General features: G+C 45.9%; 21 protein-coding genes and 1 other annotated feature. All 21 genes read left to right on the top strand.

From position 1 onward, the window contains the following. Positions 1–99: 99 nt before the first annotated feature. The 21 genes from T3H97_RS19730 (at position 100) to ilvE (ending at position 17,094) form a co-directional block, all read left to right on the top strand. Positions 100–342, top strand: coding sequence for a DUF4321 domain-containing protein (locus tag T3H97_RS19730; protein ID WP_023989955.1), 243 nt, complete (start codon positions 100–102; stop codon positions 340–342). Positions 343–364: 22 nt separating this feature from the next. Then, positions 365–973 (top strand): Maf family protein, encoded by a 609-nt coding sequence (locus T3H97_RS19725; RefSeq protein WP_061828812.1) that lies wholly within the window; start codon positions 365–367, stop codon positions 971–973. Between the two features lie 13 nt (positions 974–986). Further along, positions 987–1,679, top strand: a complete 693-nt coding sequence (radC, locus tag T3H97_RS19720) for a RadC family protein (protein ID WP_274482429.1) — start codon at positions 987–989, stop codon at positions 1,677–1,679. A 105-nt stretch (positions 1,680–1,784) separates the two neighbouring features. Further along, positions 1,785–2,819, top strand: a complete 1,035-nt coding sequence (locus tag T3H97_RS19715) for a rod shape-determining protein (protein ID WP_013311600.1) — start codon at positions 1,785–1,787, stop codon at positions 2,817–2,819. Positions 2,820–2,874: 55 nt separating this feature from the next. After that, positions 2,875–3,696: a rod shape-determining protein MreC gene (mreC, locus tag T3H97_RS19710; RefSeq protein ID WP_043882320.1), complete on the top strand. Its 822-nt coding sequence runs from the start codon at positions 2,875–2,877 to the stop codon at positions 3,694–3,696. After that, the gene (gene mreD / locus T3H97_RS19705; protein ID WP_069290212.1) at positions 3,696–4,226 is read left to right on the top strand and encodes a rod shape-determining protein MreD; all 531 of its coding nucleotides are present in this window, start codon (positions 3,696–3,698) and stop codon (positions 4,224–4,226) included. Before mreC ends, mreD begins: the two co-directional genes overlap by 1 nt. Positions 4,227–4,308: 82 nt before the next feature. Continuing rightward, positions 4,309–4,971: a septum site-determining protein MinC gene (minC, locus tag T3H97_RS19700; protein WP_013311597.1), complete on the top strand. Its 663-nt coding sequence runs from the start codon at positions 4,309–4,311 to the stop codon at positions 4,969–4,971. Between the two features lie 3 nt (positions 4,972–4,974). After that, entirely contained in the window at positions 4,975–5,772 is a 798-nt protein-coding gene (gene minD / locus T3H97_RS19695) for a septum site-determining protein MinD (RefSeq protein ID WP_061828810.1), read from the top strand. Positions 5,773–6,026: 254 nt separating this feature from the next. Continuing rightward, the gene (locus T3H97_RS19690; protein ID WP_328800633.1) at positions 6,027–6,872 is read left to right on the top strand and encodes a M23 family metallopeptidase; all 846 of its coding nucleotides are present in this window, start codon (positions 6,027–6,029) and stop codon (positions 6,870–6,872) included. Next, positions 6,865–7,743, top strand: a complete 879-nt coding sequence (locus tag T3H97_RS19685; protein WP_328800632.1) for a M50 family metallopeptidase — start codon at positions 6,865–6,867, stop codon at positions 7,741–7,743. The genes T3H97_RS19690 and T3H97_RS19685 overlap by 8 nt, the downstream gene beginning before the upstream one ends. Positions 7,744–7,791: 48 nt before the next feature. Next, a complete protein-coding gene (locus T3H97_RS19680; protein ID WP_029518425.1) occupies positions 7,792–8,976 on the top strand; it encodes an Rne/Rng family ribonuclease in 1,185 nt (394 codons plus the stop codon). Between the two features lie 101 nt (positions 8,977–9,077). After that, positions 9,078–9,165: a sequence feature (ribosomal protein L21 leader region), on the top strand. A 13-nt stretch (positions 9,166–9,178) separates the two neighbouring features. After that, a complete protein-coding gene (rplU, locus tag T3H97_RS19675; protein WP_013311592.1) occupies positions 9,179–9,490 on the top strand; it encodes a 50S ribosomal protein L21 in 312 nt (103 codons plus the stop codon). 13 nt (positions 9,491–9,503) lie between these two features. Then, the gene (locus T3H97_RS19670; RefSeq protein ID WP_013311591.1) at positions 9,504–9,842 is read left to right on the top strand and encodes a ribosomal-processing cysteine protease Prp; all 339 of its coding nucleotides are present in this window, start codon (positions 9,504–9,506) and stop codon (positions 9,840–9,842) included. Positions 9,843–9,847: 5 nt separating this feature from the next. Further along, positions 9,848–10,165: a 50S ribosomal protein L27 gene (gene rpmA, locus T3H97_RS19665; RefSeq protein ID WP_039272574.1), complete on the top strand. Its 318-nt coding sequence runs from the start codon at positions 9,848–9,850 to the stop codon at positions 10,163–10,165. Positions 10,166–10,311: 146 nt separating this feature from the next. Then, the gene (locus T3H97_RS19660) at positions 10,312–11,049 is read left to right on the top strand and encodes a Spo0B domain-containing protein (RefSeq protein ID WP_328800631.1); all 738 of its coding nucleotides are present in this window, start codon (positions 10,312–10,314) and stop codon (positions 11,047–11,049) included. Positions 11,050–11,062: 13 nt separating this feature from the next. Next, positions 11,063–12,373 (top strand): GTPase ObgE, encoded by a 1,311-nt coding sequence (gene obgE, locus T3H97_RS19655; RefSeq protein ID WP_328800630.1) that lies wholly within the window; start codon positions 11,063–11,065, stop codon positions 12,371–12,373. A gap of 156 nt (positions 12,374–12,529) precedes the next feature. Further along, the gene (locus T3H97_RS19650) at positions 12,530–12,967 is read left to right on the top strand and encodes an ACT domain-containing protein (RefSeq protein WP_013311587.1); all 438 of its coding nucleotides are present in this window, start codon (positions 12,530–12,532) and stop codon (positions 12,965–12,967) included. Between the two features lie 43 nt (positions 12,968–13,010). After that, positions 13,011–14,297, top strand: a complete 1,287-nt coding sequence (locus T3H97_RS19645) for a homoserine dehydrogenase (protein WP_274482419.1) — start codon at positions 13,011–13,013, stop codon at positions 14,295–14,297. A gap of 27 nt (positions 14,298–14,324) precedes the next feature. Then, on the top strand, positions 14,325–15,296 hold the full coding sequence (thrB, locus tag T3H97_RS19640) for a homoserine kinase (RefSeq protein ID WP_328800629.1): 972 nt from the start codon (positions 14,325–14,327) through the stop codon (positions 15,294–15,296). Then, the gene (gene pheA / locus T3H97_RS19635) at positions 15,293–16,192 is read left to right on the top strand and encodes a prephenate dehydratase (protein WP_328800628.1); all 900 of its coding nucleotides are present in this window, start codon (positions 15,293–15,295) and stop codon (positions 16,190–16,192) included. Before thrB ends, pheA begins: the two co-directional genes overlap by 4 nt. Positions 16,193–16,209: 17 nt before the next feature. Next, positions 16,210–17,094, top strand: a complete 885-nt coding sequence (gene ilvE / locus T3H97_RS19630) for a branched-chain-amino-acid transaminase (protein WP_025722735.1) — start codon at positions 16,210–16,212, stop codon at positions 17,092–17,094. Positions 17,095–17,204: the final 110 nt, after the last annotated feature.

Below are 17,204 nucleotides of genomic sequence, written 5' to 3'. Positions count from 1 at the left end.
GAACTGGAAATAGTTCCCCATGCCGGATTTCTGTTTGTATTGCAGTACAAATCACCGTATAATAATGAAGGTGTCAAAAAATGGCGAGGGAAGATCAGGATGAAAAAAAATGTAGGAATGCTTATACTGTTTTTGTTGCTCGGTTGGCTCTTGGGTGCATGGATTGCCAAAGCCCTTCAATCGATCAAATTCCTTTCCTTTCTGACCCACCCCACTAGGATATCTTGGTCGCCGAGAGCGGACCTAGATATTATCAGCTACAACATAACGATAAATTTTGAATTGAGCCTGCTTAGTCTGATCGGCATCATTGCCGCGTTCTGGCTGTACCGCAGGCTCTAACTGATGAAAAGGAGCTTCCCTTATGGACGGGAAAATTACGCCCCGCATTATTCTGGCATCGACTTCACCAAGAAGGAAGGAATTGCTCGCATTTTTGAGACTCCCCTTTGAAGTGGTGCCGAGTCATGCGGATGAGAGCACGCCTGAGAGCTGGACGCCTCAGCAAATCGTGGAGACCCTTGCGGCACGCAAAGCCGAAGCGGTCGTGAACACCGCCACTCAGTCGAAGGAAGCCGGACTGGTGATTGGCAGTGATACCATTGTCGTGCTGGATGGTTCGGTACTGGGCAAGCCTGCAGACCATGCGGATGCGGTTCGTATGCTGACTGCATTGCAGGGAAGAACACACCGTGTGTACACGGGGGTAGCCTGCATACATACCGGAACCGGCGAAATGCTTGTCAGACATCGCCAAACGGAGGTTACAATGAAGCCTCTGAGTCAAGAGCAAATTGTGGCATACGTGAATACTGGTGAACCGTCTGATAAAGCAGGAGCGTATGGCATTCAAGGCATGGGTGCTACGCTGGTGGAATCTATTCAGGGTTGTTATTTTAACGTCGTAGGATTGCCGCTTTCCTTGCTGTCGGACATGCTGTCCGATTTTGGAGTGAATGTGTTGCGTCCATAAAGGGGATAAACATATGCTGGAGTCGCCAATACTGATGCTTCGCGACCTCCCCCATGAAGAACGACCAAGAGAGCGCATGATGACATATGGGGCGGATGCCTTAAGCAACGCGGAGTTGCTGGCAATATTGCTGCGTACAGGAACGCAAAATGAGTCTTCGTTGCATTTAGCGCAGCGTATTTTGCAGCAGGCAGGAAATTTGCGTCAACTGGTGGATATGAGCTTGAGCGAGTTGACCCAGATTAAGGGCATTGGGGATGCTAAAGCGATACAGCTAAAAGCGGGTATCGAACTGGGGCGTCGATTAGCATTGTCTCGCCATTTGGAGACCCCGGTGATTAGTTGCCCGCGGGATGTGGCAGATCTGCTGTTTGAGCAGCTTCGTTATTTGCAGAAAGAGCATTTTGTATGCTTGTTCCTTAACACTAAAAATCATGTCATTGCTCAGGAAACACTATCTATGGGTAGCCTGAATTCTGCCATCGTGCATCCTCGTGAAGTATTTCGGGCAGCAATCAAATGCAGCAGTGCTTCAATAATTTGCGCTCATAACCATCCGAGCGGTGATCCGAAGCCAAGCCCGGAGGATGTTCAGTTGACTCGCCGCCTGATGGAAGCGGGCAACATCGTGGGTATCGACGTGCTTGATCATATTGTGATCGGGGACGGGACCTTTGTAAGTTTGAAGGAACAAGGTCTGATATAATATAATATTTAAATCAAACATTTAAATACGACCGGATAATCCGGCCTGAATAAACCGTTTATACATGGATAACAGATTTCAGGGAAGAGAAAAGGAGATTACATCATGCTGGGTGGCTTTACAAAAGATTTGGGAATAGACTTGGGGACGGCAAACACGCTTGTATACGTAAGAGGTAAAGGAATTGTGGTTCGTGAACCATCTGTAGTTGCTTTGCGTACAGATACCAAAACCATTGAGGCTGTTGGTGAATCTGCGAAAAAAATGATCGGTCGCACACCGGGAAATATCCGTGCGATTCGTCCGATGAAGGACGGTGTCATTGCTGATTTTGATACAACAGCAACGATGATCAAATATTTTATCCGTCAGGCGCAAGCCCAACGCTCTTTGTTTCCACGTCATCCGAACGTGATGGTTTGTGTGCCTTCAGGCATTACTGCGGTGGAGCAACGTGCTGTTGAAGATGCGACGAAGCAAGCAGGTGCAAGAGAGGCATATACGATAGAGGAGCCGTTTGCAGCAGCAATTGGCGCTGATCTTCCTGTATGGGAGCCTACAGGCAGTATGGTTGTCGATATCGGTGGAGGTACAACCGAGGTGGCAGTCATCTCCCTCGGCGGAATTGTAACAAGCCGCTCCGTGCGTGTGGCAGGCGATGAAATGGACGAGTCCATCATCCAATACGTGAAGCGCCAATACAATCTGATGATTGGTGAACGGACTTCAGAGCAACTGAAAATGGAAGTTGGTTCAGCTATGCCATTAGAACAAGTGGAAACCTCGGAAATCCGCGGACGTGATCTGGTAACAGGTTTGCCGAAGACGATTACGATTACTTCTGATGAAATTAGCGAAGCATTATCGGATACTGTCAATGCAATCGTGGATGCGGTCAAAGTAACACTGGAAAAATGCCCTCCCGAGTTGGCAGCGGACATCATGGATAGAGGAATCGTACTGACTGGTGGTGGAGCACTTCTACGTAATCTGGACAAGCTGTTGGCAGGTGAAACCGGAATGCCGGTGATCGTAGCAGAAAATCCTCTGGATTGTGTGGCAATCGGTACAGGCAGAGCGCTGGAAAATATTCATTTGTTCAAATCGCGCAGCAGTTCTGCCGTCCGTTCCAAACGTTGAATCGGGGGTGTAGGAACTGTTTAAGCTGTTTGGCAATAAAAGACTATTTGTTCTACTGATCGGAATCGTTCTGTTTATTGCCCTTATGGGGATTACACTTGGACAGAGAAATTCCTTAACCTGGCCCGAGAAGTTCGCCAGAGATTCAATTGGCTTTGTGCAAGGTATCTTTTACAGGCCCGCTTCAGCAATAGCGGGCTTCTTTGAAGATATCGGAAATATGCGCAGCATCTACGAAGAAAATGAACGATTAAAAATTGCTGTGGCAAAGCTGACTCGTGACCAGATTCAGACCCATAATTATGTTGAAACAAATGCCAGACTGCAGAATGAACTGAAGTTCACCCAAACGCAAAAGGCGAAGAATAATTATGATTATCGTGTTGCTCAAGTGAACAGCGTCAGCAATGATTCCAAAACGCTTGTGATCGATATTGGTGAGAAGGACGGAGCGAAGGTTGGTCAGGAAGTCAGTTCGCTTGAAGGATTTGTAGGAGTCATTAGTCGTACGGGGAATTTTACGTCCACCGTTACGTTGTTAACTACATTAGATCCTAAAAATCCAAATTCTTATGCCATTGCAGCGACAGTCTTGGGCAAGGAAAATCAATCGTTTGGTATGATTGAAAGCTATGATCCGGGTACGAACAGATTTCAAATGACTCGCATTGAGGAAAAAGATCCAATCGCAAAGGGCGATCAGATTATTACATCTGGGGCAGGTGGGAAATTCCGCAAAAACCTAATGATTGGAACGGTAGAGAAGATTCAGGTTGGGGAGTTTGGCAAAACACGGACAGCGATTATTAAACCGGCAGCCAGCTTTGTGGATTGGAAAGAACTGCTCATCCTTTATACTCCTGAGGTACCGGAATAATGAAGATGCGCGGTCAGGTTCTAATACTGCTGCTGTTTGTACTGTTTATAGCTGAAGGGACGATTCTTCCGTGGCTTCTTCCGGATAGTTGGCATTCAAGAATGGTTCCGAATTTTGTGTATGTCGTGATCTTGTTTGTGTCTGTGTATTACAGCCGTCATACAGCATTGGTGCTAGGTATTGTTTTTGGACTTATTCATGATGTAGTGTTCTACGGGTTTATCATTGGGCCTTACTCTTTTGCAATGGGGTTGTCTGCATACTTATTGGGGCTTGTTTTTACAGCTCGACGTGCGCCGATGCCTATTATGATGGCAGCCGTGTTGATTGGTAGTTTCCTGCTGGATTCTATGCTTTTTGCTATTGATCAGCTGTTCCAGCTGAATCATCAGACTTTCAATTGGGCACTTGCTCAGTATATGATTCCTGATTTATTTATCCATTTTCTGTTCGCCCTCATCATTTATGTCCCAGTTCGCAAGCAATTGCAGCGTTTGGGTACCCGTGTGAAAAAGGAAGAGGCCGTCTAGGTCTTTTTACACACATTTTGTCCGGGTTAGCAGGGATTTGACGTCCCGGGGACGAAATGATTGAGATAGGAGGGACAGGCTAATGGCGGTGAAATCGAATCATGTCACGATTAAAGGCATCAAAGATGGCCTGGTATTCCTGCTGGACGATCAATGCGAGTTTGAGGATTTGCTGGGTGAGCTGCGTTTTAAGCTGGAGCACAGTCATCAAAATATTTTAACAGGCCCGATCATTCATGTGGATATTAAGCTGGGAAGCCGAGAAGTGACAGAGGAACAGAAGGAAAGTATTCTGGAGATCTTGAAGCAAAAGGGGAATCTGCTCATCAGGTCTGTAGAATCACCTGGACTGCCTGTGGAAGTGCAGGGAAAGCCCCCTATTCACACGGTGACAGGGATTATCCGTTCTGGCCAGGTGCTTCATCACAATGGGAACCTACTCTTTTTGGGAGATGTAAACCCGGGTGGAATTATAACATGTACTGGTGATATTTATGTCCTCGGTGCTTTGCGAGGCATGGCGCATGCAGGGATGGAGGGAAATAGTGAAGCGATTATTGCGGCTTCCTATTTTGCACCGACACAGCTGCGAATTTCCGAAATGATCAGCCGTCCACCAGACGAATGGGAGACACGTGAATCCGGTATGGAATTTGCGTATCTCAAGGATGGCGCTATGCAAATAGATAAAATGAGCAATATTGTGCGTCTGGGCCGCGATTTTAACGTGTTCAAAGGGGTGTAGCACATGGGAGAGGCTATCGTCGTCACTTCAGGAAAAGGCGGCGTCGGCAAAACGACGACGTCAGCCAATATAGGAACAGCGCTTGCACTGCTCGGCAAAAAGGTATGTTTGGTGGATACGGATATCGGTTTGCGTAATCTAGACGTTGTGATGGGTCTGGAAAACCGGATTATTTACGACCTTGTTGATGTAGCGGAAGGTCGTTGCCGTTTAAATCAGGCACTGGTTAAGGACAAGCGTTTTGAGGAGCTGTATATGCTGCCAGCCGCTCAAACCAAGGACAAGAGTGCTGTTACGCCGGAGCAGGTTAAGGATATTATTTTGGAACTTAAAAAGGATTTTGAATATATATTGATCGACTGCCCTGCGGGTATTGAACAAGGCTTTAAAAATGCCATTGCCGGAGCCGATCAGGCCATTGTTGTGACCACCCCGGAAAATGCAGCCGTACGCGATGCAGACCGGGTAATTGGTTTACTGGAAAGCTCACATGTGGTATCACCCAAGTTGGTGGTTAACCGCATTCGCAATAGCATGGTTAAATCCGGAGATATGTTGGATATTGATGGGATTTTACAAGTGCTTAGCATAGACCTTATTGGGATTGTGCCGGATGATGAAATGGTAATTAAAGCCGCTAATACAGGGGAGCCTACCGTTATGAATCCAGATTCACAGGCCGCGATTGCTTACCGTAACATTGCGAGACGGATTTTGGGCGATACAGTGCCCCTCATGCAACTGGACCAGAAGAAAAGCGTGATGACACGCTTTAAGAAGTTTTTTGGTATGGGTGGATGAGAAAATTGTAATACTAGACACTTAAATAAGTAATAATCTTATTTAAGTGTTTTTGGTTTGTCTTTTTAAATTCCTATAATACGGTTTCTCAAAATTTAGGGTCACTACATAAATATCATAAATACAAAACATATCCGGTGCGCTAGCGCCGGTTTTTTTGATTTTTAGGTGCGTAATCCCGAACCGGACAACATAAGTTGAAGCCCGTCCTCATAAGATGTATCAAACATACCTCGCTGAGGGGGCTGAACAGGATGAATAAAAATTCCGGAATCAAGCAGCGCAGAGAAGAACGGATACAGCAGCTAATCGCGGGAAGCAAAGCGGAGTCGTATCCCTCTGGCATATATCAGAACAGGCACGGGGATAAAGATATGAAGTCGATGCCTATAGTTAGTGCCAACTCGCCCAGAGACCCAGAAACTGAGTGGAAAAATGAGCGGCAACGCTGGCAGCAATCTTTTGGGACGAATCGTGGTCCGTCTTTTTGGACTTCCTTTTGGCGAAGATCAGTCATAGCAACGGTGTTATTTGGAATGGTATGGGGAATGTTTCGTTGGGATATTCCCTATGCAGTGAATTTGAGAATGTTTATTGCGGATGCCTTGAATAAGGATATGGATTTTGCAGCCGTTGGGCAATGGTATGAAACTTATTTTGACGGAGCACCTTCCTTTTTACCGATTTTTGGCGAGGAGCATGAAACGCACAAGGTAGACGCAAGTCGAAAGGGCTCTCCACCGATTGAAGGCAATATAACACAGCCTTTTGTACTGAGCCTTAAAGGGGTAGAAATTACGCCGAATATTACCGATAACGGGGCAATCGCTGTTAAAAGTATAGATGCAGGACGAGTATTAGACATATTAAATCATCCCAAAAGCGGGATTTCGGTTACAGTTCGGCACACTGGCGGTATCACAGCAACTTACGGAAGGCTTTCCCGCTCTACCTTAAAAGTGAACGACTGGGTACAGGAGGGAGATGAGATCGGTGTACTGCCAGCAAATCACAGCGGCAGCGAGGCGGCAACTTTGTTTTTGGCAGTTCAGAGAGGGGATCAATACATTGACCCGTCGGAAGTGGTAGCCCTTGATTAATGTCCGAGGGGTGACCTTATCACTACATCCACTGTTTGTATTGGTCATGCTGACCTCTATATTAACTGGACATTTTATCGAGATTATAACTTTATTTACATTGGTATTTATTCATGAGCTAGGTCATGCGACAGCTGCTTCGTTGTTGGGTGCGCGGGTGCTTTCCATACAGATGTTACCCTTTGGAGGAGTGGCGGTCATTGAGGATCAGGGGAAGCTCAATGCGTGGAAGGAGATTGTCATTGCGCTAGCAGGGCCCCTGCAAAACGGAATCATGATCATCATCCTTTTGTGGTTCAGAAATGTGAGTGGGCTGGAGTATGATTATGTAAATTATATCATTCAGGGGAATGCAGTTATTGCACTGTTTAATTTGCTGCCCATTTTACCACTTGACGGTGGGAAAATATTGCAGGCACTGATTAGCTTATCCTTTTCTTATCACCGCACATTAGTGTGGACTTTTAGAGCCAGTATCGTAACGAGTCTGCTATTTTGTATATATGGTATTTCGCCGTTGTTAAGGCAAAATGGACCTATCCATTTAAATCTGCTGGCGGTAGGGATTTTTTTGCTTTATTCTAATATTGTGGATTATCGGAATATCCCTTACCGTTTTATACGGTTTTTGCTGGGGAGGGACGAGCTTTTTTACCGCGAAGTAGCTAAGGGAAGTATTGCCTTACCTATTGTATCCCTACCAGTGAAACATTTGGAGCCTATTTTGCGTCTTTTCAGAAGAGATCGGTATCATATGGTTTATGTTATGAATGAACAGGGACGGATTGTAGCCGTACTGCCGGAGCAACGTCTTATTCGCTCTTATTTTGCGACACGCCCGCCAGATGGTGGAGAACCCAAGCCCAAATAATATTTTATGAGTTAAGGAAGAGGCTGTATCCAGAGAGGTTGAAAAACCATGAAGCAAATGATTGTACAATGCCAGCAGCAGATGACCCAAATGGCGCTGTTGGAAGAGGGACGATTGGTTGAATATGCGGCTGAACTACCGCGAAAACGGGGAATTCTAGGTTCTTTTTTCAAAGCGAGGGTGGTCAATGTGCTACCAGGTATGCAAGCCGCCTTTGTTGACATTGGACAGCGAAAAAATGCCTTTTTGTATGTAGATGACGTACTTCATGCTCATTTGGACAAGCAGCCGGAGGTAAAGCCATCTATTTCTGAAGTGCTAAAGGTAGGGCAGGAAATTGTAGTACAGGTATTAAAAGAGGCTGTTGGTAGCAAAGGAGCGAGGGTCACCACTCATTTTTCACTTCCGGGTCGCTGGATCGTATATATGCCCCGTGCTGATTATGTGGCCGTGTCCAAGAAGATCGAACGTGAGGGCGAACGTACCCGTTTGAAAGCAATGGGAGAGCAGCTACGCACAAGCGAGGAAGGACTCATAATCCGTACCGTTTCGGAGGACATGAGTATAGAGGCGATTGAAAATGATCTGAATCAACTACGTAAGCAGTGGGCGGCTATTCAGCGTAAAGCTGGTGAACACTCGGCTCCGTGCGAATTACACCGGGATTTAAGTATTGTTCAACGGTTGATTCGAGATGTGTTTACACCTGAACAGGATGAACTGGTCATTGACAGTGAAGAGCAAGCAAAGGATGCAGAAATCATGCTGCAACAGATTGGTCCTGCGAAAGCTCATGTAAGTATATTTCGTGGTGCAGAAGAAACGATTTTCAAAGCATATGGCATTCATGAGCAGCTGGAACGCGATTTTGCGCGAAAGGTATGGCTGCAGGGCGGTGGATACATTGTCATTGATCATACGGAGGCACTAACCGTCATTGATGTGAATACCGGGAAGTTTACGGGAGGCAGTAATCTGGAAGAAACGGTAACCCGGACTAACATTGAGGCAGCTGAAGAGATTGCCCGCCTGGTACGTGTGCGTGATATTGGTGGTATCATCATCATTGATTTTATTGACATGGAACAAGAGGAGAACCGTCGGGAAGTATCCTCTGTGCTGGAAGCAAGATTGAAGAAGGATCGGACCAAATCTTATGTTGTCGGTTGGACGCGGTTAGGTTTGCTGGAAATGACCCGCAAAAAAGTGCGTGAGGAAAAGACGCTCGTGTAGAGCGACGATGCGTAACCAAAAATCATTTTAAAACTAAAGGTTGAATGTGTATAAAGCTTGTGCTATAATCATTTAGTATGTGTGATGCGTAAGATTGGCTGCACATGCTGTAACCGCTCCAATCAGGTACTGAAGTGCAGTATCCTAAGGGAATCTGCCACCTGCTATTAGGCGAGTCTGAGACATAAGGAGGTGCAAGCAAATGTACGCAATTATCGAAACAGGTGGTAAGCAATACAAAGTTCAAGAGGGCGACGTATTGTTCATCGAGAAGTTGGAAGCTAATGATGGTGAAACTGTAACGTTCGATCGTGTTCTGGCAGTGTCCGGCGACAATGGCTTGACAGCAGGTACACCGCTTCTTTCTGGAGCTTCTGTAACAGCTAAAGTTGAGAAGCATGGTCAAGGTCAAAAGGTCATCGTATACAAATACAAACCTAAAAAGAACTACCATGTGAAGCAAGGTCATCGTCAACCGTACACGAAAGTGACGATTGAAAAAATCCAAGCGTAAGAGGGTGCGATAAGTGATTATCGTGCGTATTACACGACTGGAGGATGGCAGCATACAGGGGTTTTCCGTTAAAGGACATGCGAATTTCGCTAAATCTGGCGAGGATATCGTATGTGCTGGCGTTTCAGCGGTAACGGTAGGAACTGTCAATTCGATTGGAGCTCTTACGGACGTTGAGATGGAAACGGAAATGGAAAACGGCTTTTTAAGCGCGTATCTTTCTCCTGAAAGTTATCATGATGCAAACGCACAGGTTCAACTGTTGCTGGAGTCCATGGTGATTATGCTGACAAGTATTGCTGAATCATACGGTAAGTATATTCAAATAGAAAATAATCAAAGAAGGAGGTAGACATCATGTTGAAATTGACATTGGATCTTCAATTATTCGCATCGAAAAAAGGTGTAGGTTCCACAAAAAACGGACGTGACAGTAAATCGAAACGTCTTGGAGTGAAACGTGCTGACGGTCAAGCAGTTACCGGCGGTAGCATCCTGGTTCGTCAACGCGGAACGAAAATTCACCCGGGCACGAACGTGGGCATCGGTAAGGACGACACTCTGTTCGCGAAAGTGGACGGCGTTGTGAAGTTCGAACGTTGGGGCCGTGATCGCAAAAAGGTGAGCATCTACCCGATCGACGTTGCTCCAGTAGCAGCTACTGTAGAAGCTTAATAGCGGCTTAGACACGCTGAAAAGCCTCCGGCACTTTTGTCGGAGGCTTTTTTGCATGATGGTAATGAACTGGAAAGTTAGTCTGTGCTATACTGGATTAAGGTTCTTTAATAATCCATTTAATTATCGCAGAACGGAGAGAAGCCATGTTCCAGCGGATAAGAGCGCCTTATCTGGCGTTGGGTTCCATTCTGATTCCTTTGGTTTTTTCACTGCTCTATCCTGAAGTATTAACGATTATCTTATTAGCAGTATGGTCTGTAGTTACTGCATGCTTTGGTATGTGGTATACGCAAAGACAGGTTGAGCATGAACGGAAAGCTGCTTTACGTTCTTTTGAGCGTACAGCGATTTCAATGCTTAACCATCATCGGCATGACTGGATGAATGACTTGCAAGTGCTTTATGGATATATTCGTATGAATAAGCATGATAAATCTGTTGCTTATGTGGAAACAATAAAAGGGCGCGTGGCGGAAGACAGTAAAATATCTAAGTTGGGTATTCCCTCACTGGTGTTTTATTTGCAGTCTTTTCGGGTGAACGCCGGTAATTTACAGTTGTCGGTACAGGTTGAGGAGCAGTTAAAGTTAGACGCTGTCATGTCTCCCGAAGACGGCGAGTCGCTTGCCTCGGCCGTCATAGAAACGGTGCGTGCGTATCAATATGGCGGGGGCCGGTCGTCCTGGGGAGAAGTGCGCAGATTGACACTTTTTTTCGGTATGGATCAGAATGATGTTATCGTTCGTTTTGAAGGAAGTGACATACCTGCGGATTTGAATATCCTAAAGCAGGTCAGATCCGTACCCGGAAGTAAACGCATTCGAACAGAGAAGCTCCCTACGGGCGAAATGCTTCAAATTCGGATGCAGTGCCAGACATAAGGAAGGTGTAACCATGTTTGTAGATAAAGCGAAGATTTTTGTTAAAGGCGGTGACGGTGGAGACGGATTAATTGCGTTTCGCCGTGAGAAATACGTTCCTGAAGGTGGCCCAGGTGGTGGTGACGGAGGGAACGGTGGAGACGTAATTTTCCGTGTAGATGAGGGTTTGCGTACCTTGATGGATTTTCGGTACCAACGTCATTTTAAAGCCCAGCGTGGAGTAAAAGGTCGCAACAAAAGCCAACACGGAGCCAATGCGGAGCACATGATCGTACGTATACCACCGGGAACGGTCATCATAGATGATGATACTGGTGAAGTAGTAGCAGATATGACACGTCATGGTCAACAAGTCGTCGTAGCTAAAGGAGGACGCGGAGGACGTGGGAACATCCGTTTTGCTACGCCGAGTAATCCAGCGCCTGAGTTGGCTGAGAACGGTGCAGAGGGACAAGAACGTTATATCACGCTGGAGTTAAAAGTAATGGCTGACGTAGGCTTGGTCGGTTTCCCTAGTGTAGGGAAGTCTACCTTGTTGTCGGTTGTATCTTCCGCAAAACCGAAAATTGGGGCATACCACTTTACAACGATTACTCCGAATTTGGGTGTTGTGGATGTGGGTGATCATCGTAATTTTGTGATGGCGGATTTGCCTGGTTTGATTGAAGGAGCTCATGAAGGTATTGGGCTGGGACATGAATTTCTGCGGCACATTGAGCGGACGCGTATTATTATCCATGTCGTGGATATGGCGGGCTCCGAAGGACGTGACCCGTTTGAAGATTGGACTAAAATTAACGACGAATTAAAGCAATATAATGCAGCATTGGCTGAGCGTCCGCAAATTGTGGCGGCCAATAAAATGGATATGCCAGAAGCTGAAGAAAACCTGGCTCACTTCAAAGAGCAGATTGCTTCTATACGTCCTGATCTTGAAATCATGCCTATTTCCTCACTGACACGTCAAGGTGTAAAGGAACTGCTCTACCGGGCTGCTGATTTGCTGGATCAAATACCGGACGAGCCGGTTGTTGAGGAAGTAGCAGAAGTCAATGAACGTAAGGTATTTAAGCTGGATACAGCAGAAGACGATGGCTTTACAATTGTGCGCGAAAACGACACATTCGTGGTGCATAGCCCTAAAATTGAGCGCATGATGAAGCGCATGCAGTTGAACTCGCATGATGCCATTTTAAAATTAGCAAGAACGTTACGCCATATGGGTGTGGATGCTGAGTTACGCAAGCGTGGCGCCAAAGATGGTACATCTGTACGCATTGCTGATTTCGAGTTCGAATTTGTTGAAGGCAGCAGCTACTACTAAAAATCAAATAAAGGTCTAAAACCTGAACGGTTACTGTACTATGGGAAATTCTATAGAGGCAGTAGCCGTTTTTTGCAATGTTAGCTTGCCGATTTTCATGAGTTTCGATATAATGTCCTCTATACAAAAACATAAGTCTTTGAGGAGAGGACGTTCTTGAAAGAGCGCTATTACTTGGTACGGGAAGATATTTTGCCTGAAGCTATTGTTAAGACTATACAGGTGAAACTGCTGCTGGCTTCAGGAGATGTTAAAACCGTGCATGATGCCGTGGAGCAAGTTGGGCTAAGCCGAAGCGCCTTTTATAAATATAAGGATGGCATACATTTGGTTAACCAGCTGGAGCGTGAGCGAATTGTCAATATCTCTATTGATTTAGAGCATCAATCCGGAATGTTGTCCAGGGTGCTTGGCAGAGTGGCTGATTTCGGAGGCAATGTGCTGACGATCCAGCAAAGTATTCCACTGCAAGGCAGAGCCAACGTAGTTATCTCGGTAGAAATGTCCAGACTCAGTGAAGAGTTGGGTGTTCTACTGGAGGGCTTGGAGGACATCTCTGGAGTCAAACGTGTTCGCCTGATTGGGCAAGGTTAAGGCAATTCAGTTCATTAGACATAAGTTCGCGGGAGGGGAATGGATGAAACCGGTCAAAGTAGGATTGTTAGGTTTGGGGACGGTAGGAACGGGAGTCGTTCGAATCGTAGAAGGCAATCAGGAAGATTTGAGCAGACAAGTCGGTTCACCGATCATCATTGAAAAAATAGCTGTAAAAAACATAGAAAAATATCGTTCCATTGAAGTGGACACGGCCAAGCTTACTGAGGACCCATGGGAAGTTATTCGAGACCCTGAAATTGATGTGATTATCGAAGTTATGGGCGGGGTTGATCAGACGAAGGAGTACATTCTTGAAGCGCTGGAGCGGGGTAAACACATCGTAACAGCTAACAAGGACTTAATGGCTTTGCACGGTTCTGAAGTATTAGCAAAGGCGCAGGAAAAGCAATGTGATATTTTTTATGAAGCTAGTGTAGCAGGTGGTATCCCGATTATTCGTACACTCATTGAAGGGTTCTCCTCCGACCGTATTACCCGCATTATGGGGATTGTGAACGGTACGACAAACTTTATTTTAACAAAAATGAGTCAGGAAGGGGCCTCGTACGAGGAAGTTCTCAAGGAAGCGCAGGAGCTTGGGTATGCTGAATCCGATCCGACTTCAGACGTGGAAGGACTGGATGCAGCTCGTAAAATGGCAATTCTTGGCACGCTTGGTTTCCGCTCTAATGTAGAGCTCAAGGATGTAAGTGTCAGCGGTATTTCAAAGGTAACCAGTGAAGATATTGCTTTTGCTAAAAAACTAGGATATGAAATGAAATTGCTCGGCATTGCAGAGCGTCAGGGTGATGAATTTACCATTAACGTTCAGCCGACCATGGTACGCAAGCAGCATCCATTGGCTTCGGTGAACGGGGTATTCAACGCGGTGTATGTGCATGGTGAAGCAGTGGGTGAAACCATGTTTTATGGTGCGGGTGCAGGTGAAATGCCGACGGCAACATCGGTTGTAGCCGATTTAGTAGCTGTAGTAAAGAATCTTAAACTTGGCGTTAATGGGCTTAAAGCCATCGTTCCTTACAACCCTAAAAAAATTAGTAGCGACGAAGATGTGTATTTCAAAAACTTCGTGCTTCTGCATGTGGATGATAAAGCAGGGGTGTTGGCACGGATTACGCAAGTGTTTGCTGAATTTAATGTCAGTCTGGCATCTGTTGTGCAACAACCGAATGAGGTTAACCCCGATGCTGAAATTATTATCGTGACTCATTTAGCCAGTAAAGCGAGTATGAAAAAGGTTTTGGAGCATTTTGAAACTTTAGACGTCATCCGTCGCATCAAGAGCGTATATCGAGTAGAGGGATAGTCAATAAAAGCAGGAGGAATTGTCTGTATGACCGTTTTAAAAAAAACAGCAAGAGTGCGTGTGCCTGCGAGTACGGCCAACTTGGGTCCCGGCTTTGATACATTGGGCATGGCATTGTCCTTATATGCATGGATTGAAATAAAGGAGGCCGAACAGACGGCTTTTCATTTATACGGAGATGAAATGATTGGTGTTCCCCAAGATAAAACTAATCTGATTTTCAAGGTAGCACAAATGGTTTTTCGGGAAGCAGGTGTATCTGTTCCTGAGCTCGATATTTCGATGTACTCGGATATTCCACTCACTCGTGGTTTGGGCAGCAGTGCTTCTGCCATTGTGGGCGCCTTGGTCGCTGCCAATACGTTGATTGGCTCACCTTTGCCGCCTTCCAAGCTGTTCGATATGGCAAGCGCCATTGAAAAACATCCGGACAATGTTGGAGCTTCCTTGTTTGGTGGTATTATTACAGCGATGTGGGACGGCGAGCATGCTAGGCATTTACGGCTTGAACCAGATGCCAATCTGGAGGTTATGGTAGTTATTCCAGATTTTCAGCTGTCCACGTCGAAAGCCAGAGAGGTTCTACCCGCGCATGTATCATTGAAGGATGCCGTATATAATATAAGTCATGCTTCCATGCTGGTAGCAGCATTGGCGTCGGGAAGAACCGATTTAATTGCCGAAGCGATGCGTGATCAGCTTCATCAGCCTTACCGTGCGGCGCTTGTGCCGGGTATGACAGAGATCCTGCAGGATGCGCACCATTATGGTGCCTTGGGTGTGGCTCTCAGTGGGGCTGGACCGACGCTGCTGGCATTGACGGATCAACGGGAGAATCGGAAAGCGGAGTTGGAGCAGTATTTAACGGATACTATGAACAAAGAGGGGGTCACTGCTTCTGTTTTAAAATTGCGCCCTGAGAGTGAAGGAGTTAAAGTATATACAGAAGGGAATACACTCCCTTTTATGGATATGATTAAAGGGGAACTTACGATATGAAACGAATTGCACTTCTTCCTGAGGGGACCGTTTCTCATGAAGCGATTAAGTATTTGTTAGGAGATACGCCCCATGAATTACTGTTTTACAAGCATATTGCGGACGTATTTCAGGCAGTAGACAAGGGACAGGCAGACTATAGTGTAATTCCCATTGAAAATACGATTGATGGCTCTGTAAGTTTGCATATGGATTGGCTTGTACATGAAGTAGACATTCAAATGCAAGCGGAATGGGTATATCCTTCAATTCAAAATCTTATTGGACATCGTAGTGAATTTATTGATAATCAGGACAAGCTGGATTTGAGCAAAGTGGTCAAAATTATGTCTCATCCTGTAGCGCTTCCCCAGTGTAAAGAATTCATAAAGTCTTCCGCTCCTCAGGCCGAGCTGGAGAGTGCAGGAAGTACGGCAGAAGCCGTCGAAATTGTTAAACATAACCCCGGTAAAGGCTGGACCGCTCTCGGAACCAAGCTTGCGGCTGCTAAACACGGATTGGATATTTTGGCCAGCAAAGTAACGGATCACGATAACAACTTTACCCGCTTTGTCTTGATCGGCCATCAACCTATAAGTCTCCCGGGTACGCCTGAAGGTCAGCGAACCAGTATTTTGGTCACGCCGCCGCAGGATTTCCCGGGAGCGCTGCATCAGGTTTTATCTGCATTTGCATGGCGCAGGTTAAATCTGTCGCGTATTGAATCGCGTCCGACCAAAAAGCAATTGGGGAATTATTATTTTTACATTGAAGTTTTGGAATCTCTGCATTCCGTTCTGCTTCCGGCAGCCTTTGCAGAGATCGAGGCTTTGGGGTGCCATGTACGTATTCTTGGCTCTTATCCAAGCTACAAGTATGTTGAAGCAGCGATCGAACCTATTTTAAAGGAACATTAATCGGAGGTGTGGTTTTAATGGCAGAACAATGGATCTATCTGGATGGGCAGCATGTGACTAAGGAAAACGCAAAGGTTTCCGTATATGATCATGGATTCTTGTACGGAGACGGTATATTTGAGGGCATTCGTATCTATAACGGGAATATTTTTAAATGTAAGGAGCACTTGGAGCGTCTGTATGATTCTGCGAAATCCATTCAGTTAAACATTCCGCTGTCTCCTGATGAGATGTTGGAAGCAATGGCTGAAACGATTCGTCTTAACGAAATGCGTAACGGATATATCCGTCTGATTGTATCCCGAGGTGCAGGGAATCTAGGTTTAGATCCTCTTCGTTGTGCGAAGGCGAGTGTCATCATTATCGTGGAGCAGCTCGCCATTTACCCGGAAGAAGCTTACTTGACTGGCCTGAAGACAATTTCTGTCTCTCAGCGTCGCAACATCCCAGATGCTTTGAATCCGAAGATTAAATCATTGAACTATCTCAACAATATCCTCGTGAAGATCCAGTCTAACTATGCTGGTGTAGGTGAGGCTATTATGCTCAATTCCCAAGGGTATGTGACGGAAGGCTCTGCGGACAACATTTTCATTGTCAAAAACGGAGTGTTATATACACCTCCTTGCTATTTGGGGGCGCTTGAAGGGATTACTCGTAATGCTATTATCGATTTGTGTGCTAAGCTTGGATACCCCCTTAAGGAACAACCTTTTACACTGCATGATGTTTATGTTGCGGACGAGGTGTTTTTTACAGGAACTGCGGCAGAAGTTATTGCAGCTTATGAAGTGGATGGTCGTACGATCGGCTCCGGCGTTGCTGGCCCAGTGACTTTGGAGCTTCTGGCTGAGTTCCGGAAGATCGTGGATCAGGATGGCTACAAAGTGTGGCAGGACTAAATAAAACCGAATCCTTTTAACTGAATGCTCGTGAGAGTATTCGGTTGAGAGGATTTTTTTGTTTGTATGGGGTCATTCGCCCGGGAGGTGCATAGGATGTAATAACAGAA

Source organism: Paenibacillus sp. LX16 (assembly GCF_036252815.1).
In the GTDB taxonomy this organism is placed as follows: domain Bacteria; phylum Bacillota; class Bacilli; order Paenibacillales; family Paenibacillaceae; genus Paenibacillus; species Paenibacillus polymyxa_B.
This window is presented reverse-complemented; position numbering and strand designations above follow the sequence as displayed.

Excerpts from the sequence above, each read along its gene's own strand:
- T3H97_RS19730 (WP_023989955.1), top strand. The coding sequence starts at position 100 with ATGAAAAAAAATGTAGGAATGCTTATACTGTTTTTGTTGCTCGGTTGG.
- T3H97_RS19725 (WP_061828812.1), top strand. The coding sequence starts at position 365 with ATGGACGGGAAAATTACGCCCCGCATTATTCTGGCATCGACTTCACCA.
- radC (WP_274482429.1), top strand. The coding sequence starts at position 987 with ATGCTGGAGTCGCCAATACTGATGCTTCGCGACCTCCCCCATGAAGAA.
- T3H97_RS19715 (WP_013311600.1), top strand. The coding sequence starts at position 1,785 with ATGCTGGGTGGCTTTACAAAAGATTTGGGAATAGACTTGGGGACGGCA.
- mreD (WP_069290212.1), top strand. The coding sequence starts at position 3,696 with ATGAAGATGCGCGGTCAGGTTCTAATACTGCTGCTGTTTGTACTGTTT.
- minC (WP_013311597.1), top strand. The coding sequence starts at position 4,309 with ATGGCGGTGAAATCGAATCATGTCACGATTAAAGGCATCAAAGATGGC.
- minD (WP_061828810.1), top strand. The coding sequence starts at position 4,975 with ATGGGAGAGGCTATCGTCGTCACTTCAGGAAAAGGCGGCGTCGGCAAA.
- T3H97_RS19690 (WP_328800633.1), top strand. The coding sequence starts at position 6,027 with ATGAATAAAAATTCCGGAATCAAGCAGCGCAGAGAAGAACGGATACAG.
- T3H97_RS19680 (WP_029518425.1), top strand. The coding sequence starts at position 7,792 with ATGAAGCAAATGATTGTACAATGCCAGCAGCAGATGACCCAAATGGCG.
- rplU (WP_013311592.1), top strand. The coding sequence starts at position 9,179 with ATGTACGCAATTATCGAAACAGGTGGTAAGCAATACAAAGTTCAAGAG.
- rpmA (WP_039272574.1), top strand. The coding sequence starts at position 9,848 with ATGTTGAAATTGACATTGGATCTTCAATTATTCGCATCGAAAAAAGGT.
- T3H97_RS19660 (WP_328800631.1), top strand. The coding sequence starts at position 10,312 with ATGTTCCAGCGGATAAGAGCGCCTTATCTGGCGTTGGGTTCCATTCTG.
- obgE (WP_328800630.1), top strand. The coding sequence starts at position 11,063 with ATGTTTGTAGATAAAGCGAAGATTTTTGTTAAAGGCGGTGACGGTGGA.
- T3H97_RS19645 (WP_274482419.1), top strand. The coding sequence starts at position 13,011 with ATGAAACCGGTCAAAGTAGGATTGTTAGGTTTGGGGACGGTAGGAACG.
- thrB (WP_328800629.1), top strand. The coding sequence starts at position 14,325 with ATGACCGTTTTAAAAAAAACAGCAAGAGTGCGTGTGCCTGCGAGTACG.
- pheA (WP_328800628.1), top strand. The coding sequence starts at position 15,293 with ATGAAACGAATTGCACTTCTTCCTGAGGGGACCGTTTCTCATGAAGCG.
- ilvE (WP_025722735.1), top strand. The coding sequence starts at position 16,210 with ATGGCAGAACAATGGATCTATCTGGATGGGCAGCATGTGACTAAGGAA.